We start from the raw sequence: 20,451 nt of genomic DNA, 5'->3' as shown, positions 1-20,451 counted from the left end.
GACGTCCCGGACGCCGCGGGGACGAGCCCGATCAAGCGGACCAGAGCGTCCGCTTCGTCGCCGCGGGGAACTGTCACCATCCGCGCGTGGCCCCGGACCGCGACCCGAAGACCCGTTCGCGCCGGCCGCGCCGGGACGCCGAGGCCAACCGCGAGAGGGTCCTCCTGGCCGCGGTGCACGCGGTCCGGCGCGAGGGCCCGAAGGTGCCGATGGCGACGATCGCCGCCGACGCGGACGTGGGCGTCGGCACGGTCTACCGCCACTTCCCGACCCGCGAGGACCTGCTGGCCGCGCTGAGCGCCCGCTCCTTCGGCATCGTGCTCGAGAACCTCCGGATCGCCTCCGAGGCCGGGCCACGCGCGGGCGACCGCGTCGCCGCGTTCCTCGACGCGACGATCACCCGGCGGGCCGAGCTCGTGCTGCCCCTGCACGGCGGGCCGGTCGTCGCCGACGCCGCGGTCCTCGAGCTGCGACGCCAGGTCGGCCGCGCCGTCGAGGCGCTCCTGGCCCCGGGCGTCGCGGACGGGTCGCTGCGCGCGGACCTCACCGCGGGCGACGTCGTCCTCTTCGGCGCGATGCTCGCCGAGCCGCTGGCGACCGTCACGGACTGGGACGCGATCGCCCGGCGCCAGGCCCGGATCTACGTGGACGGCATCGCGGGACCGGATCGCGTCGACGATTGAAACGGACGATTTCGTCCGTATAGTCGGAGCACCATGCACACACCCCCGCGCCCGACCCGTCCCCGCTCCCCGACGACGACCTCGGGCGCGAGCTCGCGGTCGCCCGGCCCGACGACGACACGCTCCCGCACATCGGGCTGGTCGGCGACAGCTACACCGTCCTGGTCAGCGGGGAGGACACCGCGGGGCGCTTCACGCTGATCGACATGCTCGTGTCGCCGGGCGGCGGACCGCCGCCGCACCGCCACGACTTCGAGGAGACCTTCTCGGTGCTGGATGGCGAGCTCGAGGTGACCTTCCGCGGCGAGACCCGGGTGCTCCGGGCCGGCGAGACGGCCAACATCCCCGCCAACGCCCCGCACGCCTTCCGCAACCCGACCGGCAGCGCCGTGCACCTGCTCTGCACCTGCTCGCCGGCCGGGCAGGAGCGCTTCTTCGCGCTCGCTGGCGACCGCCTCGCGTCCCGCGACGCGCCGGCCCCGGAGGTCTCCGCCGCGGAGCGGGCCGCGCGCATGGCCCGCATGCCGGCGCTCTCCGCCGAGTACCGGACAGAGATGCTGCTCGGCGACCGATGATCCCGGAACCGGGGCCTGCTGCCGGGCCGGGCCCGCCGACTGCCGGCCGGGAACCGGAGGGTCGCAGGGGTGAGCGGCCGTCCGGCCGCGGCCCTCACGCGTCGGCGTCGAACCGCTCTCGGGCCTCTTCGACGGCCGGCAGCACGTCCGTCGTCCAGCCCACGAGCGGGTCGATCAGCCGGCATCGAGGCGGTCGAGGCGGTCGAGGCCGTGTTCCAGCGCGAGGTCGACGCGTGCGCGGACGCTGCCACCGCGCTGGTCACGGAGCACGAGCCGGGCGTGGCGCTCGCCCGGTGGATGGACCGCTACACCGAGTTCCTCTCGAGCAAGGGGGGCTGAGGAAGGGCCTGCACTCCCGCGACCCGGCGTTCCAGGCGCTGCCCGACGACTTCCGACAGCGCCTCGATCCGCCGCCCCAGGGCCTGCTGGACGCCGCGACCGCGAGCGGCGAGATCCGCTCCGGCGTCGACGCCGCGGACCTCCTGCACCCCGTGGCCAGCCTCAACCGGCCGGCCGACGGCGGCGGCGACGGCCGGCGGATGGTCGCGCTGCTGGTCGACGGGGTGTACTTCGGGGCGAGGCGGAGGAGCGCCGGGCCTGAGCAGCGCTAGGACCGCGGCGCCGCGCCCGCCGGCGCGAGGTCGAGGGACCCGGCCGCGCGGTCCGCGATCATCGCCGCGATCGCCAGCGACGAGGTCGCCGCCGGGGACGGCGCGTTGCGGACGTGCAGGGCCCCCGGGCGCTCGTCGAACACGAAGTCGTCGACCAGGCGGCCGTCGCGGGAGACCGCCTGCGCGCGGACCCCGGCCCAGCCGTCCGCCACGTCCTCGGTGCGCAGCTCCGGCACGTAGCGCGCGCACCCGGCCACGAAGGCGCGGCGGCTGACGGCGGTGGCCAGCTCGCTCGCCGCGGTCCGCCAGAAGTGCCGGGCGATCCGCCAGGTCCCCGGCCAGCGCACGATCGACCCGAGGTCGCGGCGCCGGATCCGCCCGACGTCGTAGGCGTCGCGCGCGCCGACCAGGAGTGCGGTCGGGCCGAGCAGCACGTCGCCCGACACATGCCGGGTCAGGTGGACGCCGAGGAACGGCAGCTCGGGGTCCGGCACGGGGTAGATCAGGCCACGGACGAGCATCGTCGCCTCGGGTCGGAGCCGCAGGTAGGCGCCGCGGAACGGGACGATCCGCGGGTCCGGCGAGCCGCCGTCGGCGACCGCGAGCCGGTCGGCCCAGCCGCCGGCGCAGCCGATCAGGCCGCGGGTGAGGATCGGGCCGGCGGGGGTCCGCAGCTCCCGCAGCGCGCCGCGCCGTGCGACGCCGGTGACCTCGCGGCCGAGGAGGACGTCGCCGCCCGCGGCGCGGACGTCCTCGGCCAGCGCGCGGGCCACCGTCGCGAAGTCGACGATCCCGGTGTTCGGCGAGTGCAGCGCGGCGACGCCGACGGCGTGCGGCTCGATCTCGCGCAGCCGTCCGGGCCCGACGCGCTCGATGGTCACGCCGTTGATCCGCGAGCGACGCTCGAGCTCGTCGAGCCCCGGCAGCTCGGAGGCGTCGAGCGCGACGACGAGCTTGCCGACGCGCTCGGTGGGGATCCCCCGCTCGGCGCAGTACGCGTACATCCGGCGGGCGCCGTCGACGCACAGCCGCGCCTTCAGCGACCCCGGCGCGTAGTAGATCCCCGCGTGGATGACGCCGCTGTTGTGCCCCGTCTGGTGCGCGGCCACCGCGTCGGCCTGGTCGACCACCGCGATCCGCAGGCCCGGGTCGCGCGCCAGCAGCTCGCGCGCGGTCGCCAGGCCGAGGATGCCCGCGCCGACGACGACCACGTCGTAGGCCGCGGGGTCCGGGCCGGGCGTGCCGCGCGGGGCCGGGTCGGGGGCGCTCATCCCCTGCACCGTAGTGGGGCCGGCCGGGGGCGAGGACCGCCCGCCCACGTCGGCCGCTGCGATCGCTCGCGCGGGAGGCGTGTGCGGGGATCACCCTCGGAGGCCGGACTCGACGTGTGCGCGGGGATCACCCGCGGGGTCGGGCTCAGGCCGCGACGCGCACCGCGTCGAGGGCTTCCTGGACGGCCGGCACGAGGATCTCGCCGCCGCGGACGTTGACGCCCGCCTGCAGGCCGGGGTCGACGGCCAGCGCGCCGTCGGTGCCCCGGTCCGCCAGCGCCCGGACGTGCGGCAGGGTGGCGTTGGTCAGCGCGCGGGTCGAGGTGTCGGGGACGCCGCCGGGCATGTCACGACCACACGGGCCGGGACGTGCGCCTGCTGCCGGCCGCGCCGCCGGAGCGGTTCGAGGCGTTCCTCGAGACGTTGCCGGACGTCCGGCAGTCGTGGTTCGTCACCGGGCGGTCCGACGACGTCCTGCGCATCGTCTGCGCGGACACGGACGCGATGGACCAGACCGTCCGCGCCATCCGCCAGTCCGGCGGCGTCGCCGCCACCGAGAGCCGGATGATCATGCGCTCCCGGCGGCCGCGCAGCGGGACGGGCCGCACGTCCTGAGGACGGGCGGCCTTCTCGGTCGCCGAGTAGGCGCCGACCGCCTCGGCGCTGTGGATCGTCCGGGCCCCGTCGTTCGTGAACGTGTAGCCGTAGCGCACGGGCGCCGGCCAGTCGATGATCCCGTTGGCGTACGAGCTCGTGCCGCCGGGGAGCTGGTAGACGAGGCCCGCGGCGGGGCCGGTGTCGGGCTGCGCCTCCTTGATGGGGCCGGGATCGCCTCCAGCGTCGGGGTGTCGCTCTGGAACGTCGCACGGCGGTCCGCGGGGTTGGTGCGGCCCCGCGTGCGACGGGCAAGGTCAAGACGGTCGGGGTGACCGTCTACCGCAAGGTCGGCAACCAGCAGGCCGTCGGCCACCGCCGCGTGGTGCACGTGCAGTGACACGGGGCGGAGCGCGGTCGCCGATACTCGGTTCTTGCCGCACCCCGCCGACACCGCATCCCCGACCGGCGTCCCGAGCCTCCCGCACGTCCGCCTGGTGATCGCGGACATGGACGGGACGCTGCTGGACGGCGCGGGCGAGGTGCCCGCGACGTTCTGGCCCGTCCTCCAGCAGCTGCGCGACCGAGGCGTCCTCTTCAGCCCGGCGAGCGGGCGGCAGTGCGCGACGCTCCAGCAGCTGTTCCGAGCGGCGTCCGAAGGCATGGTCTTCATCGCCGAGAACGGCACCTACGTCGTCCGCGACGGGCGCGAGGTCAGCTCGCGGACGCTGCGGACGGCGCTCGTCGAGGCCGTCGTCGGCGGCGTCCGCGACCTGGTCGCCGACGGCGCGGACATCGGCATCGTCGTCTGCGGCAAGCGCTCGGCGTACATCGAGCGCGCCGACGACGCGTTCCTCGCCGAGGTCCGCCGGTACTACGTCGCGCTCGACGTCCTCGGCGACGTCACGGATCACGACGACGAGATCCTCAAGCTCGCGGTCTTCGACTTCGCCGGCGCCGAGAACACCGCGCCGGCGGTGCGCGGGCTGGTCGTGGACGAGCAGGTCGTCGTCTCTGGCGAGCACTGGATCGACGTGATGAGCGCCGGAGCGGACAAGGGCGCCGCGGTCCGGGACCTGCAGCGCGAGCTCGGGATCACGCCGGCCCAGACGATGGCCTTCGGCGACTACCTCAACGACCTCGAACTGCTCGCCGCCTGCGAGCACTCGTTCGCGATGGCCAACGCCCACCCCGAGATCCTGGACGCCGCCCGCCACGTCGCGCCGGCGAACACCGAGGACGGTGTCGTCCGCGTGCTGCGCGCGGCGCTCGGGCTCCCCCCGGCGGTCCCGCCCGCCGGCTGACGCGCGCCGGACCGGCGCCGGGCGGTGGCCCGCGCCCGACGTCGCGTCGCCCGTCCCCGCGCGGCGACAGACTGCGGGCATGGGCCTCCCCGCCTCCCCGCCTCCCCGTCCGCCGGATCGTCGGGCCCCGAGCTCGCCTCGCACCCCATCGCGGTCGACCTGCTGCGCGGGCTCGCCGAGCTCGAGCGCACCGAGCGCGGGTGGCTGCCCCGCCGGCCGCCGGCGAGGCCTTGCGCAGCAGGGCGAGCTCCAGCAGCGTGGCGGGCGTGACGCGGCCGCCGACGTTGCGGATCGCGGCGACCTCGCCCGGCTGGAGGCCGAGGACGTCGGTGGGGTCGACGCAGCCGGCGACGATCGTCCGCAGCGACGGCATCATCCGCAGGGCGGGGTCGAATCCGTCGGTGGCGAAGGCCGTGTTGCGGTCGGCGAAGGTCTCGGGGACGTCCATGGGCTGCTCCCGGCCGCGGTCGTGGTCCAGATATTGGACCACCCGCGGTGTACCGTATTGGCGTGGGTCCAGAAGTGCTACCGAGTCCTCGCGTCTGCTCCGTCACCGACGCCGTCGCGGTCCTCGGCGACAGCCACTCGCTGCCGCTCCTGCGCGAGATCCTCTACGGCAACCGCCGGTTCTCCGAGCTCGCGACGCTCACCGGCGCCCCGCGGTCGCTGCTCACCACCCGGCTGCGCAAGCTCGAGGACACCGGCGTCATCGCGCGCCGGCAGTACTCCGAGCGCCCGGTCCGCCACGAGTACCTCCTGACCGAGGCCGGCGCGGACCTCGTCCCGGTCCTCCTCGCCCTGAAGATCTGGGGCGAGCGCCACACCGGCGAGGACGACCTCCCGACGGCGGTCTTCCGCCACCGCTGCGGCGCCGAGCTGCACCCGGTCACCGTCTGCCGCGCGTGCGGCGACGAGGTCCGGCCGGGCGAGTTCGAGGTCGTCGGCGGGACGCACCCGCCGGTGCTGCGGGGGTAGGGGCGCCGGGGCACGCGGAGTCGAGCGCGGAGACAGCACGCCCACCCCAGGCCACGCCGTCGCGGCTGACGGCGGCGCCCACCCGCACGCACGGGCCCCCTCGCGCCCCGGCCACCTCAGGCCGTCGTCGCGTAGATCGTCCGCTCCCACACCGCCGCGAGCGTCGTGACGAGGGCCTCGAGCTCCGCGTCGCTCGCGTCGGGCTCCAGGCCCAGGAGGCAGTGCACGTTCATCGTCACCAGCGCGCGGGCCGTCCGCCCCGGGTCGAGGCCGGTGCTCGTGCCGGCCGCGACGGCGTCGGTGATCGTCCGGGTGCCGAGGTCCACCACCGGGTCGACGAAGCCCGCCCACGCCACGGCGATCTCGGGGTCGCGCTCCGCCGCGGACGCGAGCGCACGCAGGACGGCGCCGTGCAGGCGGTAGGCGTGGGCGGCGCTCCGCAGCGCGGCCCTCCCGGCGACGATCGGGTCGTCGGCCGTCCGCCAGCGCTCGAGCGCCTCGTCGGCCCCCCGGCGCAGCGGGGCCACGAGGCAGGTCATGAGCTCCGCGCGGTCGCGGAAGTGAACGTAGAACGACTTCCGGGACAGCGTCGTGCGCTCCATGATCGCGGCGACGGTGAGCTCCGACCGCCGGTCGGTGAGCAGCTCCGACGCCGCCGCGAGGATCTCGGCCCGCGCCTCCTCCGGGGTGCGCCGGCGCCGGCGGGGACGATCCGGGTCGCTCACTAGTGCCACGGTGGCAGTATAGGCGCTACAGTACTGCCACCATGGCAGTAAGCCCTCGAGGAGTCACCGTGTTCGACCGACGCATCCGCCCCGTCCGCCCGGCCCAGTGGTACGCGGGCCTGACCATCGTCTTCCTCGGCGCGCGGGCGGTGAGCACCCTCGCCGCCGGGGCGAGCTTCGGCACGCCGGGCGACGGCTGGCGCTCGGTCCTGCAGCTCGCGATCTGCGCCGTGCTGGCGTTCGGGCTCGCGCGCCGGGAGCACGAGGTGCCGGCGGTCCTGCTCGTCGGCGCCGCCTACCTGCTGATGACGGGCCTCGAGCTCGTGCACGACGCGGACCTCCTCGGCGTCGTCCCCGTCGACGCGCGGGACCGCGTCGTCCATCCGCTGCTCGGCGTCCTCGCGCTCGCGCTCGCGTGGGCGACGACGCGGCGCGCGCGGACGCCGGCGCCCGCCTGACGGCCTCGCGCGGCGCAGACCGTCTCGCCGAGCGAGACTGAGCCGACAGGCCCGTCGACCACCCACCCGGAGCCTCGGCCCGTGGACGACCGAGTCGCGCCGACCGCTCAGCCGCCCACCACCGTCTGCGCGCCGTCCCGCACGAGCGCCCCGGCGAGCAGCTCGTAGGAGCGGATCCGGGCGGACAGGTCCGCGACGTTCATCGCGACCATCACCTCGTCGGCGCCGGCCTGCTTCGCGAACGCGGTCACCTGCTCGCCCACCTGGTCGGCGTCGCCGACAGCGGAGAAGTGGAGCATCTGCAGGGCATGGCGTCCGACGGGCGAGCGCAGGATCGCCTCGGTCTCGGCGCGGTCGGTGCCGTCGATCTGCCGGCCGCTGAGGGCGCGGGCCATCTTCTCGAGCGCCGTGGCGTGGAGGATCTTCGCCTGGTCCTCGGTGTCGGCGGCGAAGACGTTCATGCTGGCGATCATGTACGGCGCCTCGAGCTGCTCCGAGGGCCGGAACTCCTCGTGGTAGAGGGCCGACGCGTTCAGCAGCTCGGCGGGCGCGAAGTGCGACGCGAACGCGTACGGCAGGCCGAGCTGGGCCGCCAGGCGCGCGCCGAACAGCGAGGAGCCGAGGATGTAGAGCGGCACGTTCGTGCCCTCGCCGGGGATCGCGCGGACGGTCTGCCCGGGGTGCGACGGACCGAGCAGGCGCTGCAGCTCCTGGACGTCCTGCGGGAAGCGGTCGGACGCCTCGGGCGAGCGGCGCATCGCGCGCACCGTGTCGAAGTCCGTGCCCGGCGCCCGGCCGAGGCCCAGGTCGACGCGTCCGGGGTAGAGCGTCTCGAGGGTGCCGTACTGCTCGGCGATGATCAGCGGCGAGTGGTTGGGCAGCATCACGCCGCCCGAGCCGACGCGGATCCGCTCGGTGTTCGCGGCGATGTAGCCCGCGAGGACGGCCGGCGTCGAGGACACGATGCTCGGCATGTTGTGGTGCTCCGAGAACCAGTAGCGCCCGTAGCCCCAGTCCTCGGCGCGCTTGGCCAGCTCGGCGCTCCCGAGCAGCGCGTCCCGCGGCGAGACGCTCCCGCCCGCCGTAGCCAGATCCAGTACCGACAACCGCACGTCCATCACGACCTCCTCGCCGCCCCGGGACACCCCGGGCGCGTGACCCGGGCGACTCCCGGAACCGTCCTTCCACGGTACTCAGGACGGTGCGGCGTGCCGGTGGGACCAGGCGATGCGGGCGGGCCGGCGCCACGACCGGGACGGCGGGCGGCGACGACCGCCCGCCGCGCCCGGGCCCCTACTTCCCGCCGACGTACTGCAGGTACAGGCCGCCCTTCGAGCACGCGAAGGCGAGGTAGTTGTAGCGGGTGCTGACCGACACGTCGGTGACGTCGCCCTGGCCGGCGGGGCAGGCGCCCTGCGGGATGTCGTAGCCGCCGGACCGCGGGTCGGATCCGAGGAGCCGGACCTGCAGGCAGACGTTGGCGCCGTTGCCGAAGCCGACGCCGTTGCCGCCGCCGTTGATCGAGACGGCGCCGCCCGGCGCGTTCCCGAAGCGGACCTGGCGGACCTTCGAGCCCGCGATCTCGGCGCGCCACGCACCGCCGCCGCGCTTGAACGCGATCGCGCGGATCAGGCCGATTCCGGAGCCGCTCGGGTTGCCGCCGTCGCTCTGGGGCGCGGTGCCCTTGGCGATCTTCTTGCGGCCGCTGCCGTTGGACTTGATCGTGAAGACCGTCCCGTTCTGCTCGTACGCGGCCTGCTTGCCGTTGAGCGTCGTCGACGGCGAGGAGATGCCCGAGCCCGACACGAGCTTCTTCACGCGCGACCCGCGTTGCACGTAGAGCCCGGACTCGGTGGAGACGTAGACGAGCTTCGAGTCGCCCGAGATGCCGACGCCCGTCGCGGTGCCCGGGGCGTCGATCCGGGAGATCCCGCCGCCGTTCACCGACGCCGTGAACGCGCTCGTGCCGGTCGCGTTGCCGCCCGGCAGGTTCGTCGCCTTCGACAGGAACGCGAGCTTGCTCGGGCCCTTGGCGGCGTCGCTCCCGCCGGTGTAGCCGGAGATCGACGCGCCGAACGAGTCGCCGTTCGCCGCGGCGCCGCCCGTCCCGACGGAGATCAGCTGCGTGGCGCCGACCTGCCAGGCGTTGGCGTTCTTGGCGATCGTGCCGGTGCGGCGCACGACGAAGATGTTGCGCGTGCCGGGGGCGACCGGGGTGGCGGTCGTCGTCGACGTCGACGTGTAGGCGACCACGCGGTTGGCGCGGCTGTCGCGGGAGATCGCGGGCTGGCTCGCGACCCCGTCGGGCAGCCGGCCGGCCGGGGTCCGGCCCAGCAGCTGCTGGGCCGCGGTCAGGTCGCGGCTGCTCGAGTAGCTCGTCTGGCACGTGCCGGCGCGGGTGGTCGCCTGGTCGCCGGGCGTCGCCGCGGACGTCGAGGCGGCGGACACGCCGACCGCGACGATCGCCGCCGCGGCGCCCAGGGACGCGACGCTCGTCGTCGCCCGACGCCGGATGCGGGAGGTGGTGCTGGTCATCGAGGTCCTGCTCCTGATCGGTGAACGGAGGCAACGGGGGGTTCACCGGCCAGTCAAGCGCATCGGGGGGTGGCCGTGGGGCGGTCGTGCCCTGCGCACGGGCCGGACCCACCCGCTGACCGGACCACCACGGACCGGCGAGCCCCGCCGCAGCGGTATCCGCCGCCCCGCCCCGTCCCGCTCAGCCGACGTTGGCCGCCGCGGCCGAGCAGCAGCGCCGCACGGCCGAGCGCTTCGCCGGCCGGATGAGCGCCGGCGAGGTCCTGCAGGCCGCGACCGAGGACCTGCGCTTCGACTGGCTGAGCACCCTCTCGGCACTGATCGCGGAGCTCGACGCCGCGCGCGGCGAGGACGACGTCGCGCGCCGCACCGCGGCGCTCGACCGGCTCCGCGCGCTGCTCGTGGCACCCGACGCCGGCACGACGTTCGGCGCGCGGTACCTGAAGGCCCTGCAGGACCACCCCGCCGTGGTGTTCGCGCACCGCGACGTCGTGGCGGCGCTGCCGGTCCCGGCGGACGCGTGAACCGGCGGCGATCCTCGAGGGATCGCCCGCAGGTCGGCCGGCCGCTCCGACGCGTCGGCGCGGCCGGGCGCCAGGCGCCGTCCCCGACGACGGCGTCGCGTCCCCGGTGCGTCCCGCTAGAGCGCGGCGATGTCCGTCCCGACGAAGAGCGACGGCGCGCCGGCCAGCGTCGGCGGCAGGTCCGTGATCGCCCCGTCGCCCGCGCGCCACTCGCGGTATCTGGCGTCGGCCTCCAGCGAGGCCCACTGCTCGACCGCGACGACGTGCGCCGGGTCGTCGCGGTCCTGGACGACGGTCACGCCCTCGCAGCCGTCGAACGCGCGGGTGTCCGCCAGCGCGCGGGTGAGGATCTCGAGCGCCTGCTCGACGGCCTCCGGCTTGAAGTGCAGGTCGAGGATCGCGGTGACGGACATCGGAGGCTCCGGGTTCGGATGGCGGTTGCGCCCGGCGGGCGGCGGTCGTCATCGACCCGCCCCGGCGGACCGGCCGAGCCTCGCAGATGACGGTCGCAGGCCCGTGGCACCGCGGATCGGCGGCGTTCTGGCGCGCGGTCTCAGGCCGGCACGGCCTCCAGCAGGAACAGGTCGGTGCCCGCGTCGACCGCGGCGTCGTACGTGGGCACGTGCCCGCGGACGGTGCGGCCGAGGATCCGCTCCACCTCCTCGACCAGCTGCGGGCCGACCGCGCGCTGGAACGTCCGGCGGGCCTCGTTGACGACCTCGGCGGCGCCGAGCTGCATCAGCGTCCCCTCGAACGGTGTCGTGCTGTCCTCGATCACGCAGACCACGAGCCCCGAGGTCAGGAGCGTCGTGATGGTCGTCGGCCCGCGCCCGGTGCGCGACTTGTACAGGTGCGCCACCGCCCCCGAGATCTCCGCATGGGGTGTGGTTCGAACGTCCGACACACCGACCTCCTCGTCCCGAGTCCTGGACTCGCTGGTGCCGGAGGACCTCCGTCACGTCCTGGCGGGACCGCGCGCACGGCGTGCGCGCGGGGCTCCCCCGCCTCCACGCTAGCCCTCTGCGGCGCGGATGCAACCGCCAGGCCGTCAGAGCCGGCACCGGGAAGGTGCCCACCTGGTCGCCGCCGGGGCCGACGTCCCACGGCTCCGCGATGCGCTTCACCTGGCTGAGGACCGGATCCTGGTGGATCGTGTCGAAGAACGACGAGCGCCGGTCGACGTCGTAGAGCTGCCGCGCGAGCGCCGAGGCGAGGTCGAAGCGGAACCCGTCGACGCGGCACTCGATGACTGCCCGGTGCCGGGCCGGCGACCGTGCCTGTCACCCTCCTCCCGTGCGCGCGTTCACCTGCCCCGACTGCCGTCACCTCGTGACGTTCGAGAGCACGCACTGCCTGCACTCCGACACGGTCCTCGGCTTCGACTGGCCGACCCGCGAGATCGTCCGGCTCTGGCCCGGGAACGCGTGCGCCAACCGCGACCTGATCGCCTGCAACGGCGTTGCGGGGCCGGGCGGGCTCTGCCCCGCGTGCGCGCTGACCCGGCTGCGGCCCGACGACGACGATCCCGCGGGGCTCGCCCAGTACCGGGTCGCGGAGGCGGCCAAGCGCCGGCTGGTCTTCGAGCTGCTCGAGCTCGGCCTGCCGGTCCGCAGCTTCCGCGACCACGAGGAGGGTCTCGGCTTCGACATGCGGTCGAGCACGCCGGGGCCGGTGGTGACCGGCCACGCGTTCGGCATCGTCACGATCGACGTGACCGAGGCGGACCCCGCCTACCGCGAGTGGATGCGGAAGGACCTGGGCGAGCCGTACCGGACGGTACTCGGGCACCTGCGCCACGAGGTCGCCCACCACTACGCCACGGTCCTCGCGCCGGAGGGATCCGCCGGGGCAGCCCGCGTCGTCGCCGCGTTCGGGGACGTGACCGCGGACTACGACGCCGCGATGGAGCGCTACTACCGCGACGGGCCGCCGGCGGGCTGGCAGGACGGGTACGTCACGGCCTACGCCACGATGCACCCGTGGGAGGACTGGGCGGAGACGTTCGCGCACTACCTCCACATCCGCGACGTCCTGCAGACGACGATCGCCTACGGGGTCAGCGTGTCGGGGCCGGCGGTGCTCGCGGCCGACGCCGCGCCGCTCTACGCCTACCCCGCGGCCGCGCCCGACGACCTGCGCTCGATGCTCGACACGTGGCTGCCGCTGACCTACGCGCTGAACGCGATCAACCGCAGCATCGGGGCGGACGACCTCTACCCCTTCGTCCTCGCGCCGGCGGTGATCGACAAGCTCGCGCTCGTCGACGACCTCGTCCGCCGGGTCGCCGCGGAGCGGCCGGGCGGCTGACGGCCGGGGGGACGTCGGCGCGGCCGGGCCGGTGCCGCACCCGGTCGCCGAGGTGCCCGGACGACGGCGCTGCCCGAACGGAGCCTCGGAGCGTCGCCCGGTGCCCGGCCTCCTCCGGCTTCGCGGCAGGCGCGGGCTTCGCCGTCTTCGGCGCGCCCGGTCCCGACGCCAGGTGGCTGACCGCCGCGCTGACGACGCCGCCGATCGCCGCCTGGGCGACCGGGACGACGACATCGTGGACGAGACCCGTCTTCGGGCCCGGGGCCCCAGCGGGGTCCGAGCCCGAGGCTGCCGGGGCGTCGCCCGCCGCCGGTGCCGCGTCGTCGCGCCCGCGCGACAGCTCCCGCTCGCGGTGCCGCGGCGCGGGTACAGAGGGGTCGTGGAGACCGGGCTGCGCCGCACGGCGCCCGCCCGTCCGTTCCCCGGCCGCGGCGGATCCTCGTCCCGTCCGCCCGTCATCCCGAGCCCGGAGTCCGCCGTGCCGTTCGCCCTCATCATCGCCCTCGTCCTGCTGGTCACCCTGCCGATCGCGCTGTGGGCGATGCGCGGCGCGATCCGCGAGCTCGCCGCGTCGGACGACCCCAGCCGCATCGGGCACTTCGTCGACGACACCGGCCTCGACCGCGGGACCGGGACCGTCTTCTCGAAGCAGTCCGCGTCGATCACGGTCCCCACGGAGCGTCTGGACCGGACGTGGACCCTCCCGCACCTCGAGCGCCTGGCGAGCCTCTACTGGCTCTACATGGAGAAGACGTCGCTCGGCCTGATCCGTGTCCACGTCGAGGACGGCGCGCGCTTCGTCTGCTTCGTGACCCCGCGCATCAAGCTCCTCGGTTTCCGCGCGCCGGAGTTCGAGGTGGACGGCGGCGTCGCGACCATCCGCTGGCCGATCGACCGCGGGCTCCTCATCTCCCGCAAGGGCCGGGGGCAGGGCTCCCTCGAGCTCGAGGTCCGGCGCGAGGACGGCGTCGCGACCGAGCGGGACGCCACGCCGATGAGCACCGCCCGGCTGCAGCTGCGGGTCGAGGACTTCCGCCCGACGATGTCCTCCGGCCTGGCCTACCTCGTCTACCGGCAGACGCAGTCGCGGTACCACGTGCTGCTGGCGTACGGCTTCATCCGCTCGCTCGCGTCCGCCGACCTCGACGACGCCGGGGTCGGCCGCTACGGCCGCCTCCTCGGCCTCGGGCGCCACGAGCCGCAGGAGCGGATCGCGGACGCCGGGGCGCCACGGCCCTGAGCACGGCACGGGGCGATTGCCGCCCGGGGCCGGGGGTAGGGATGCCGCGAACGTCCCCAATCGCTCGGAGCACCCATGAAGGCCCTGACCTGGCACGGCAAGCGCGACGTGCGCATCGACACCGTGCCCGACCCCACGATCGAGCACCCGACCGACGCGATCATCAAGATCACGTCGAGCGGCATCTGCGGATCGGACCTGCACCTCTACGAGGTCCTCGGCCCGTTCCTCGACGCCGGCGACGTCCTCGGCCACGAGCCGATGGGCATCGTGGAGGCGGTCGGCCCGGAGGTCACCCACATCGCGCCCGGCGACCGGGTGGTGATCCCGTTCAACGTCTCGTGCGGGCACTGCTTCATGTGCGACCACGACCTGCAGTCGCAGTGCGAGACGACGCAGGTCCGCGAGTACGGCTCCGGCGCCACCCTGCTCGGCTACACCAAGCTCTACGGCCAGGTCCCCGGCGGCCAGGCCGAGTACCTGCGCGTGCCGCAGGCGCAGTACGGGCCGATCAAGGTCCCCGAGGGCCCGAAGGACGACCGCTTCGTCTACCTCTCCGACGTCCTCCCGACCGCCTGGCAGGGCGTGGAGTACGCCGACATCCCGGAGGGCGGGACGGTCGCGGTCTTCGGTCTGGGCCCGATCGGCCTGATGGCGGCGCAGGTCGCGCTGCACCGCGGCGCGTCGAAGGTCTTCGGCATCGATCTCGTGCCCGAGCGGCTGGCCGAGGCCGAGCGGCGCGGCGCGATCCCGGTCGACACGACGAAGGTCGAGGACCTGACGGCGCACCTGCAGGAGCAGACGAACGGACGCGGGCCCGACAGCGTCATCGACGCCGTCGGCATGGAGGCCCACGGCGCGCCTGTGGGCAAGTTCGCCCAGGCGATGGCCGGGTTCCTGCCCGACGCGGTCGCGCAGAAGCTCTTCGAGACCGCCGGCATCGACCGGATGAGCGTGCTGCACGCCGCCGGCGACGTCGTCCGCCGCGGCGGCACGATCTCGCTCTCGGGCGTCTACGGCGGCATGGCCGACCCGATGCCGATGCTCCAGCTCTTCGACAAGCAGGTGACGATCCGGATGGGCCAGGCGAACGTGAAGCGCTGGATCCCCGACCTGCTGCCGCTGGTCACCGGCGACGACGACCCGCTCGGCGTCGAGCGGCTGGCCACCCACAAGCTCTCCCTGGACGACGGCCCGAAGGCCTACGAGTCGTTCCAGAAGAAGCAGGACGGCATGATCAAGACGCTGCTGCAGCCCCACGGGCCCGCCTGAGCCGCCGGCCGGGGCCGGGTCGGCCGGCGCCGCTCGCCGCGCGATCCCTCGCCGCGGACCGCCGGGTCCTACGAACCGCCGCCGATCCCCGACGAGACCTCGCCACTGCGCCACGGGCCGCCCGCGTCCGCGTCCAACGGCGGGGTGTCGCCGCCCGCCCGGTCCCGCAGGCCCTCGAGGAGCTCCAGCAGCGTCGACGGCCCGTCGTGGCGCGGCGCCCAGCCGAGGCCGCGGATCCGGGTCGTGTCGAGCAGCGGGGACCCCATCGCGAGGTCCAGCCACCCGGGCGGCGTCGGCTGCACGCGGGCCAGCCACGTCGCCTTCGCGAGGAGGCGGAGCGCGGCGGCGGGGACGGGCACCGGGGTCCCGCGGTCGCCGCCCAGCACGCGGGCGAAGCGGCGCGGCGTGATCACCGGCTCCGCCGCGACGTTGTAGGCGCCGCGCGCGTCGTCGTCGAGCAGCACCAGGCGGTACGCCTCGGCGACGTCGTCGGCGTGGACGACCTGGAAGCGCAGCGCGGGCGGCAGCGGCACGACGGGGATGCGGCCCGGGCGGACGAGCGGGCTGGGCCAGAACGGGCCGAGGAAGTACCGGCGGACCTCCTGCGCCGCGGACCGCTGGAAGATCAGCGCGGGGCGCAGCCGGACGACGCGCACGGCCGGGTGGCGCTCCTCGAAGACGTCGAGCAGCGCCTCCGCCGCGACCTTCTCGCGGGAGTAGAACGACGTCGAGATGCCGACGGCGGGCCAGTCCTCCGCCACCCGCGCTCCCGGGTCGCCGCGGTGCGGGCCGTACGCCGCCAGCGACGACGCCTGGACGACGGTCGGGACGCCGGCGGCGGCCACGGCGTCCAGCACCCGCGCGGTGCCGCCGACGTCCGTCTCGCGGGTGATGTCGCGGCGGCGCGAGGGCTGGATCCGCCACGCGAGGTTGACCACCGCGTCCGCCCCGCGGAACAGCTCGGCGAGGTCGTGATCGCGGACGTCCCCGGCGACCCAGCGCACCTTCGGCGGCGCCGTCTCGGGCGCGCGGCGGGCGAACCCGGTGATCGCGGTGACGCGGGATTCGGCGACGAGGGCGCGCACGACCGCCGTCCCCACGTTGCCGGTGGCTCCCAGGACGACGACGCGCATCGCCGATCACTACCCCGCCGGAGGCCTCCACGCACGGTGCTCCGACGGGCCGTTCCCACGGCCCCGATCGCGGGACGCCGCAGGCGTTTCGCCACCCCGCCGCCGGGCAGTGACGGAGCCCACCACACCGAGGAGAGCGTCACATGATCCTGCGCATCGACCGGTGGCTCGCCGAGCTGCCGCCCCCCACCGATCCCGACCCCGCCCAGGCGGCCGTCGTCCAGGAGCTGATGGGCGGGAAGTTCGGCGAGATGTCGACCTTCCTGAACTACACGTTCCAGTCGTTCAACTTCCGCGAGCGGCAGAAGGCGCGGCCGTTCTTCGACCTCATCTCGAACATCGCCGCGGAGGAGTTCGGCCACATCGAGCTCGTCGCCGCGACGATCAACTCGATGCTCACCGACACGCGGTCGATCAAGGACGAGCTGAAGGTCCAGAAGTCCCCGCTGCTCGACATGCCCGGCCTGCCCGGCAACCCGCACCACTACGTCAACGGCGGCCGCGGCGCGCTGCCGCAGGACTCCCGCGGCCTGCCGTGGACCGGCGACAACGTGTTCTCGTCCGGCGACCTGCTGTCGGACCTGACGCACAACTACTTCCTCGAGACCGGCGCGCGCTCCGGCAAGCTGCGCGTCTACGAGGCGTGCGACCACCCGGCCGCCCGCGCCCTGACGGGCTACCTGCTCGTCCGCGGCGGCGTCCACCAGGTCGCCTACGCCCGCGCGGTGGAGCACCTCACCGGCGCCGACCTGACGAAGCTCTTCCCCGGCCCCCGCGTCCCCTCCGACGCGATCAAGGAGTCGAAGCCCTACATCGACATTGGCGACCACCGCCGCCTGTACCGGTTCTCCCCGGACGACTACCGCGAGCTGTCGGCGGTCTTCAACGGCAACCACCCCGAGACGGGCGAGCCGCTCGAGGTCGTCGACGAGGACCCCTCCCTGCGTCCGCTGCCGCTCGACCTGCCGCAGCAGAGCGACGTCTTCGCGCCGAGCTACGCGTTGGGCGAGATCGACGAGATCGTCGCGAAGCTGCGCAAGGACGCCGGCTTCCCCGACGAGGTCATCGGCGAGGTCCAGAACCCCGGCAAGTAGGACGGCCGGCGGGGCCCGCCGCGGTCTCTCCCCCGGGAACGGCGGTGCCCGGGGGGAGAGAGCGCGGGGCGGGGCCGGCGGTGCGCCAGCCGCGGGCGGCGACGGCCGTTCGGCGACGAATCTCCCTCCCGACGTTTGGGAGGTGCCCGGGACGGGTCTTAGGAGAGAGCGCTGCCGATCAGGCCGCCTCCGACGCCGACCGGTTCCCGGGCGAGCGTGCAGCGGAGATCCGACGGTCCCCCGGGCGGCGGCGCACCTTGCTCCAAGTGGGTTGTCCTCCGTCGCCTTCACCGGCTCGGGCGATGCGCGCTACACGGTTCAACGCATCGAGGGATCCGCCCATGTTGGAAGAGGCGACGCAGCGCGAGCTGCGCGACAAGCAGCTGCTGAAGCGGTACCGCCGGCACGGCGACGCCGAGGCGTACGACGAGCTCGTGACCCGGTTCACCCCGATGGTCCGGGCGTTCGCCCGCAAGTACGCGGGTCGCGGCGAGGAGCTCGAGGACCTGGTCCAGGTCGGCATGCTCGGCCTGGTCAAGGCGATCGAGGGCTTCGACCTGTCGCGGCCGCACCGCTTCGTGTCGTACGCGGCGCCGACGATCACCGGGGAGATGAAGCGGCACTTCCGCGACCACTGCTGGTCGGTCGCGGTGCCCCGCTCGATGAAGGAGCTGCAGACGCGCGTCACCGCCGAGGAGGCGCGCGCCGAGCACGGTGGCGGTCCGCTCACGGACGCCGAGCTCGCCTGCCGGCTGGAGACGACGGAAGACCGCATCGCCGACGCGCGCCGCGCAGCCGGGTGCTTCCGCATCAACTCGCTGAGCCACCCCACCGGGGAGGACCGCGACGTGCTCGACACGCTCGGCCGCTCCGACGCCGGCTACCAGCACGTCGAGAACGTCGACCTGCTTGAGGACGCGATGGCGACCCTCAGCGACCGCGATCGCAGCGTCGTGCGGATGCGCTTCGACGACGAGATGCTCCAGCGCGAGATCGGCGACCGCATCAACGTGTCGCAGATGCAGGTGTCGCGGATCCTCGACCAGGCCGCCGGCCGGATGCGCGAGCACCTCGAGCCCGGGACGACCCGGGAGCTGGCGGCATGAGCGCCGCCCAGGACGACCGGCTCCGGGCCACCCCGGGGACCGAGGCGACGCTCGCCGCCGCTCGGACCGTCGCGCACCACGCCGACCGGCCCGTCGACACGGCGGGTGGGAAGCGGGCGGACCGCCGGCGCGTCGCGGCGGCCCGGCGGGCGCTGCGCGCCTACGAGCCGTACGGGCCGACGGGCCCGGGTCGCGCGGCGCCCGGGACCTGAGGGCCCGCGGGCGGCCGGCCGGCTCGGGGCAGGTCGTGCCCCCGGCGCCGGCGCGGGCGCCGGCGACCAGCCGGTGCCCGCCGACAGCCCGGATCGGGACGTACCCCGTTCCGGGCCCGACCGCCCCGCTCAGGCCGACGGGACCTTGCGTCCCGCGTCGGCCAGCACCTCGTCGCGGGCCTGGTTGGCCGCCTCGTAGTCGACGACCTCCTGCGCGGCGTCCGCGTCGGCGGTCAGCAGGACCGCCCGGATCTCCTCGACGGACAGCTCGTCGTAGCCGGGCCACGGCTTCTCGAGGTCGGCGGCCGGGACCGCCGGTCCCGCCGCGACGGCCCCGGCGTCCGACACGACCTCCTCGACCTTCGCGGCGACGTCGTCGGCACGGTCGGCCGCGGCGCGGGCGGCGTCCTTCGCCGCCTGGTCGGCCTTCGCCGCCGTCTTCTCGGCGCGGTCCTTCGCCGCCTTCGCGGCGTCTCCGGCGTCGGACGCCGTCCCCTCGGTCTTGCGCGCGGCCCGCTCGACGCGCTCTGTCGCGGCCTTCGCGCCGTCCTTCGCCGCGACCCGCGCGTCGGACACCGCGTCCTTCGCCGTGCCCGCGGCCCGGCGCACGGCGTCGGCCGCGCCGGTCTCGGCGACGTCGTACGAGGAGTCGCCGTCGACCTCGGCGGCGTGCACCGCGTCGGTGAGCCCCGGGATCGCGGCGAGGACGCGCTCGAGCATCCGCTCCTCCTCGCGCCGGATCCCGACCGCGAGCACCGCGGTCCGCTGATCGCCCGTGCGCCGGGCCAGCCGCTCGAGCGCCGTGTAGGTCGCGATCTCCAGCGCCTCGGTCGCGGCGGCGTCCTTGGCGTTCTTCAGGACCTTCTCCTCGCCGCTCCCGCCGCGCACGAGGTCCAGCGGCGTCTTGCTCAGCGCGAGCGCCTGGCCGACGACGCCCTCGGCGACCCCGACGGCCAGCCGGACGGGATGGAAGCCGGGCTCGAGCTCGCCGATCCGCTCGCGCAACCGCCGGGCGTGCGCGCGGGTGTCGGTCAGGTGCTGCTCGAGGCCGGAGCGGAACGCCCCGCGCGGGGTCATCGCGATCTGCGACTGCAGGACCCGCACCAGCGCCAGCTCGCTCGCACGGGCCTCCTTCAGGTACTGCAGGACCTTCTGCTCGGATCGGGTCATCGAGCCCATCGCTTTCCCTTTGAGACTGCACGGACGCGCGCCCGGCCGGACGCGCGTCGGCGGTCACTACCCAGCGGTCGGCGAGCGACCCGGGCCGGACGACCGCGAGCCCGCGCCGGCGCTCCGCCGGCCCCACCAAGGGGCGCCGCACCGAACTCTCAGCCCATTCCCAGCAAGTTCTTCGGCTCCTCCGAGCCGCGGGGAGGATGCTCGCGCCCATGATCCGCTCCCTGAAGTCCCGGACGGTCGCGATCGCGGCCGTGGGTGTGCTCGGCCTCGGAGCCGGCGGCGTCGCGTACGCCGCGACCAGCAGCTCCGGCACCCCGACGCCCCTCACGGGCGGCATCACGGACAAGGCGTCGGACGCCGTCCTCGCCAAATACCCGGGCTCCACGCTCGTGGGGATCGAGAGCCGTCCCGACGGCACGTTCGAGGCGCGCGTGCGCAAGGCCGACGGCACCCAGGCGCAGGTCACGCTCGACAAGGACTTCCAGGTCACCGCGACCCACGAGGGCGGCTTCGGACGCGGCGGCCACGGCGGCTTCGGCGGCGGTCCGGGCGGCCCGCCCCCTACGGTGATCCGGTCGGCTCCGACGACGACGACCTGTCCGCGGATGCGAAGTCCAACCCGTTTCAGTACCAGGGCTTCTACAAGGACCAGG

Annotated in this window: 24 protein-coding genes and 2 pseudogenes; 16 read left to right on the top strand and 10 right to left on the bottom strand. The window is 74.9% G+C overall.

The genetic code is table 11. From position 1 onward, the window contains the following. The first annotated feature begins 86 nt into the window (after positions 1-86). The 4 genes from AB0L40_RS01710 (at position 87) to AB0L40_RS01695 (ending at position 1,869) form a co-directional block, all read left to right on the top strand. Entirely contained in the window at positions 87-683 is a 597-nt protein-coding gene (locus AB0L40_RS01710; RefSeq protein ID WP_364348209.1) for a TetR/AcrR family transcriptional regulator, read from the top strand. 206 nt (positions 684-889) lie between these two features. Beyond that, a complete protein-coding gene (locus AB0L40_RS01705) occupies positions 890-1,258 on the top strand; it encodes a cupin domain-containing protein (protein WP_364348206.1) in 369 nt (122 codons plus the stop codon). A 210-nt stretch (positions 1,259-1,468) separates the two neighbouring features. After that, positions 1,469-1,597 (top strand): hypothetical protein, encoded by a 129-nt coding sequence (locus AB0L40_RS01700; protein ID WP_364348203.1) that lies wholly within the window; start codon positions 1,469-1,471, stop codon positions 1,595-1,597. Beyond that, on the top strand, positions 1,552-1,869 hold the full coding sequence (locus AB0L40_RS01695; protein WP_364348200.1) for a hypothetical protein: 318 nt from the start codon (positions 1,552-1,554) through the stop codon (positions 1,867-1,869). The genes AB0L40_RS01700 and AB0L40_RS01695 overlap by 46 nt, the downstream gene beginning before the upstream one ends. On the opposite strand, the gene lhgO is transcribed toward AB0L40_RS01695, so the two are convergent. Both lhgO and AB0L40_RS01685 read right to left on the bottom strand, forming a co-directional pair. Continuing rightward, positions 1,866-3,140: an L-2-hydroxyglutarate oxidase gene (gene lhgO, locus AB0L40_RS01690; RefSeq protein ID WP_364348197.1), complete on the bottom strand. Its 1,275-nt coding sequence runs from the start codon at positions 3,138-3,140 to the stop codon at positions 1,866-1,868. The genes AB0L40_RS01695 and lhgO overlap by 4 nt on opposite strands. Positions 3,141-3,285: 145 nt before the next feature. Next, complete coding sequence (locus AB0L40_RS01685) at positions 3,286-3,486, bottom strand: hypothetical protein (RefSeq protein WP_364348194.1); 201 nt, start codon at positions 3,484-3,486, stop codon at positions 3,286-3,288. 23 nt (positions 3,487-3,509) lie between these two features. On the opposite strand from AB0L40_RS01685, the gene AB0L40_RS01680 reads away from it, so the two are divergent. From AB0L40_RS01680 to AB0L40_RS01670, 3 genes are all read left to right on the top strand, one after another. Then, positions 3,510-3,755 carry an Lrp/AsnC ligand binding domain-containing protein gene (locus AB0L40_RS01680; RefSeq protein ID WP_364348191.1) on the top strand — a complete coding sequence of 82 codons (246 nt, stop codon included), beginning with the start codon at positions 3,510-3,512 and terminating at the stop codon, positions 3,753-3,755. A 413-nt stretch (positions 3,756-4,168) separates the two neighbouring features. Further along, positions 4,169-5,038, top strand: a complete 870-nt coding sequence (locus AB0L40_RS01675; protein WP_364348188.1) for a Cof-type HAD-IIB family hydrolase — start codon at positions 4,169-4,171, stop codon at positions 5,036-5,038. A 510-nt stretch (positions 5,039-5,548) separates the two neighbouring features. Continuing rightward, the gene (locus AB0L40_RS01670) at positions 5,549-6,013 is read left to right on the top strand and encodes a helix-turn-helix domain-containing protein (RefSeq protein WP_364348185.1); all 465 of its coding nucleotides are present in this window, start codon (positions 5,549-5,551) and stop codon (positions 6,011-6,013) included. A gap of 116 nt (positions 6,014-6,129) precedes the next feature. On the opposite strand, the gene AB0L40_RS01665 is transcribed toward AB0L40_RS01670, so the two are convergent. Beyond that, a complete protein-coding gene (locus tag AB0L40_RS01665) occupies positions 6,130-6,747 on the bottom strand; it encodes a TetR family transcriptional regulator (protein WP_364348182.1) in 618 nt (205 codons plus the stop codon). A gap of 59 nt (positions 6,748-6,806) precedes the next feature. Between AB0L40_RS01665 and AB0L40_RS01660 the strand changes: the two genes are divergently transcribed. Next, on the top strand, positions 6,807-7,196 hold the full coding sequence (locus AB0L40_RS01660) for a hypothetical protein (protein WP_364348179.1): 390 nt from the start codon (positions 6,807-6,809) through the stop codon (positions 7,194-7,196). A gap of 107 nt (positions 7,197-7,303) precedes the next feature. Here the strand turns inward: AB0L40_RS01660 and AB0L40_RS01655 are convergent, their stop codons facing one another. Further along, positions 7,304-8,314, bottom strand: a complete 1,011-nt coding sequence (locus AB0L40_RS01655) for an LLM class flavin-dependent oxidoreductase (RefSeq protein WP_364348176.1) — start codon at positions 8,312-8,314, stop codon at positions 7,304-7,306. A 175-nt stretch (positions 8,315-8,489) separates the two neighbouring features. Then, the gene (locus AB0L40_RS01650) at positions 8,490-9,731 is read right to left on the bottom strand and encodes a hypothetical protein (protein WP_364348173.1); all 1,242 of its coding nucleotides are present in this window, start codon (positions 9,729-9,731) and stop codon (positions 8,490-8,492) included. 191 nt (positions 9,732-9,922) lie between these two features. Between AB0L40_RS01650 and AB0L40_RS01645 the strand changes: the two genes are divergently transcribed. Then, positions 9,923-10,255 carry a hypothetical protein gene (locus AB0L40_RS01645; RefSeq protein WP_364348170.1) on the top strand — a complete coding sequence of 111 codons (333 nt, stop codon included), beginning with the start codon at positions 9,923-9,925 and terminating at the stop codon, positions 10,253-10,255. Positions 10,256-10,371: 116 nt separating this feature from the next. Here AB0L40_RS01645 and AB0L40_RS01640 read toward each other — a convergent pair whose 3' ends face one another. The 3 genes and pseudogenes from AB0L40_RS01640 to AB0L40_RS01630 all read right to left on the bottom strand — a co-directional run. Further along, complete coding sequence (locus AB0L40_RS01640) at positions 10,372-10,668, bottom strand: antibiotic biosynthesis monooxygenase family protein (RefSeq protein ID WP_364348167.1); 297 nt, start codon at positions 10,666-10,668, stop codon at positions 10,372-10,374. Between the two features lie 140 nt (positions 10,669-10,808). Continuing rightward, positions 10,809-11,159, bottom strand: a complete 351-nt coding sequence (locus tag AB0L40_RS01635) for a Na-translocating system protein MpsC family protein (protein WP_364348164.1) — start codon at positions 11,157-11,159, stop codon at positions 10,809-10,811. 157 nt (positions 11,160-11,316) lie between these two features. Beyond that, positions 11,317-11,505: pseudogene (locus AB0L40_RS01630) on the bottom strand (hypothetical protein); the annotation flags it as partial. Positions 11,506-11,548: 43 nt separating this feature from the next. Here AB0L40_RS01630 and AB0L40_RS01625 point away from each other — a divergent pair. The 3 genes from AB0L40_RS01625 to AB0L40_RS01615 all read left to right on the top strand — a co-directional run bounded on the left by AB0L40_RS01625 (position 11,549) and on the right by AB0L40_RS01615 (position 15,074). Continuing rightward, positions 11,549-12,562, top strand: a complete 1,014-nt coding sequence (locus AB0L40_RS01625; RefSeq protein ID WP_364348161.1) for a putative zinc-binding metallopeptidase — start codon at positions 11,549-11,551, stop codon at positions 12,560-12,562. 478 nt (positions 12,563-13,040) lie between these two features. Beyond that, a complete protein-coding gene (locus AB0L40_RS01620; protein ID WP_364348158.1) occupies positions 13,041-13,802 on the top strand; it encodes a hypothetical protein in 762 nt (253 codons plus the stop codon). A gap of 75 nt (positions 13,803-13,877) precedes the next feature. After that, positions 13,878-15,074, top strand: coding sequence for a zinc-dependent alcohol dehydrogenase (locus AB0L40_RS01615; RefSeq protein WP_364348155.1), 1,197 nt, complete (start codon positions 13,878-13,880; stop codon positions 15,072-15,074). Between the two features lie 68 nt (positions 15,075-15,142). On the opposite strand, the gene AB0L40_RS01610 is transcribed toward AB0L40_RS01615, so the two are convergent. Further along, on the bottom strand, positions 15,143-16,207 hold the full coding sequence (locus tag AB0L40_RS01610; RefSeq protein WP_364348152.1) for an NAD-dependent epimerase/dehydratase family protein: 1,065 nt from the start codon (positions 16,205-16,207) through the stop codon (positions 15,143-15,145). A gap of 143 nt (positions 16,208-16,350) precedes the next feature. Between AB0L40_RS01610 and AB0L40_RS01605 the strand changes: the two genes are divergently transcribed. The 3 genes from AB0L40_RS01605 (at position 16,351) to AB0L40_RS01595 (ending at position 18,619) form a co-directional block, all read left to right on the top strand. Continuing rightward, positions 16,351-17,301, top strand: coding sequence for a manganese catalase family protein (locus AB0L40_RS01605; protein WP_364348149.1), 951 nt, complete (start codon positions 16,351-16,353; stop codon positions 17,299-17,301). Between the two features lie 341 nt (positions 17,302-17,642). Next, positions 17,643-18,407 carry a sigma-70 family RNA polymerase sigma factor gene (locus AB0L40_RS01600; protein ID WP_364348146.1) on the top strand — a complete coding sequence of 255 codons (765 nt, stop codon included), beginning with the start codon at positions 17,643-17,645 and terminating at the stop codon, positions 18,405-18,407. Continuing rightward, a complete protein-coding gene (locus tag AB0L40_RS01595; protein ID WP_364348143.1) occupies positions 18,404-18,619 on the top strand; it encodes a hypothetical protein in 216 nt (71 codons plus the stop codon). Before AB0L40_RS01600 ends, AB0L40_RS01595 begins: the two co-directional genes overlap by 4 nt. A gap of 129 nt (positions 18,620-18,748) precedes the next feature. Here the strand turns inward: AB0L40_RS01595 and AB0L40_RS01590 are convergent, their stop codons facing one another. Then, positions 18,749-19,789 (bottom strand): DUF892 family protein, encoded by a 1,041-nt coding sequence (locus AB0L40_RS01590; protein ID WP_364348140.1) that lies wholly within the window; start codon positions 19,787-19,789, stop codon positions 18,749-18,751. Positions 19,790-20,007: 218 nt separating this feature from the next. On the opposite strand from AB0L40_RS01590, the pseudogene AB0L40_RS01585 reads away from it, so the two are divergent. Further along, a pseudogene (locus tag AB0L40_RS01585) lies at positions 20,008-20,451 on the top strand (hypothetical protein); the annotation flags it as partial.

It is taken from the genome of Patulibacter sp. NPDC049589 (assembly GCF_040675535.1).
In the GTDB taxonomy this organism is placed as follows: Bacteria; Actinomycetota; Thermoleophilia; order Solirubrobacterales; family Solirubrobacteraceae; genus Patulibacter.
Note: the sequence above shows the minus strand (reverse complement) of the source record. Positions and strands in the feature narration are given on the sequence as shown.

Excerpts from the sequence above, each read along its gene's own strand:
- AB0L40_RS01705 (WP_364348206.1), top strand. The coding sequence starts at position 890 with ATGCTCGTGTCGCCGGGCGGCGGACCGCCGCCGCACCGCCACGACTTC.
- lhgO (WP_364348197.1), bottom strand. The coding sequence starts at position 3,140 with ATGAGCGCCCCCGACCCGGCCCCGCGCGGCACGCCCGGCCCGGACCCC.
- AB0L40_RS01685 (WP_364348194.1), bottom strand. The coding sequence starts at position 3,486 with ATGCCCGGCGGCGTCCCCGACACCTCGACCCGCGCGCTGACCAACGCC.
- AB0L40_RS01655 (WP_364348176.1), bottom strand. The coding sequence starts at position 8,314 with ATGGACGTGCGGTTGTCGGTACTGGATCTGGCTACGGCGGGCGGGAGC.
- AB0L40_RS01650 (WP_364348173.1), bottom strand. The coding sequence starts at position 9,731 with ATGACCAGCACCACCTCCCGCATCCGGCGTCGGGCGACGACGAGCGTC.
- AB0L40_RS01640 (WP_364348167.1), bottom strand. The coding sequence starts at position 10,668 with ATGTCCGTCACCGCGATCCTCGACCTGCACTTCAAGCCGGAGGCCGTC.
- AB0L40_RS01615 (WP_364348155.1), top strand. The coding sequence starts at position 13,878 with ATGAAGGCCCTGACCTGGCACGGCAAGCGCGACGTGCGCATCGACACC.
- AB0L40_RS01610 (WP_364348152.1), bottom strand. The coding sequence starts at position 16,207 with ATGCGCGTCGTCGTCCTGGGAGCCACCGGCAACGTGGGGACGGCGGTC.
- AB0L40_RS01605 (WP_364348149.1), top strand. The coding sequence starts at position 16,351 with ATGATCCTGCGCATCGACCGGTGGCTCGCCGAGCTGCCGCCCCCCACC.
- AB0L40_RS01600 (WP_364348146.1), top strand. The coding sequence starts at position 17,643 with ATGTTGGAAGAGGCGACGCAGCGCGAGCTGCGCGACAAGCAGCTGCTG.
- AB0L40_RS01595 (WP_364348143.1), top strand. The coding sequence starts at position 18,404 with ATGAGCGCCGCCCAGGACGACCGGCTCCGGGCCACCCCGGGGACCGAG.
- AB0L40_RS01590 (WP_364348140.1), bottom strand. The coding sequence starts at position 19,789 with ATGACCCGATCCGAGCAGAAGGTCCTGCAGTACCTGAAGGAGGCCCGT.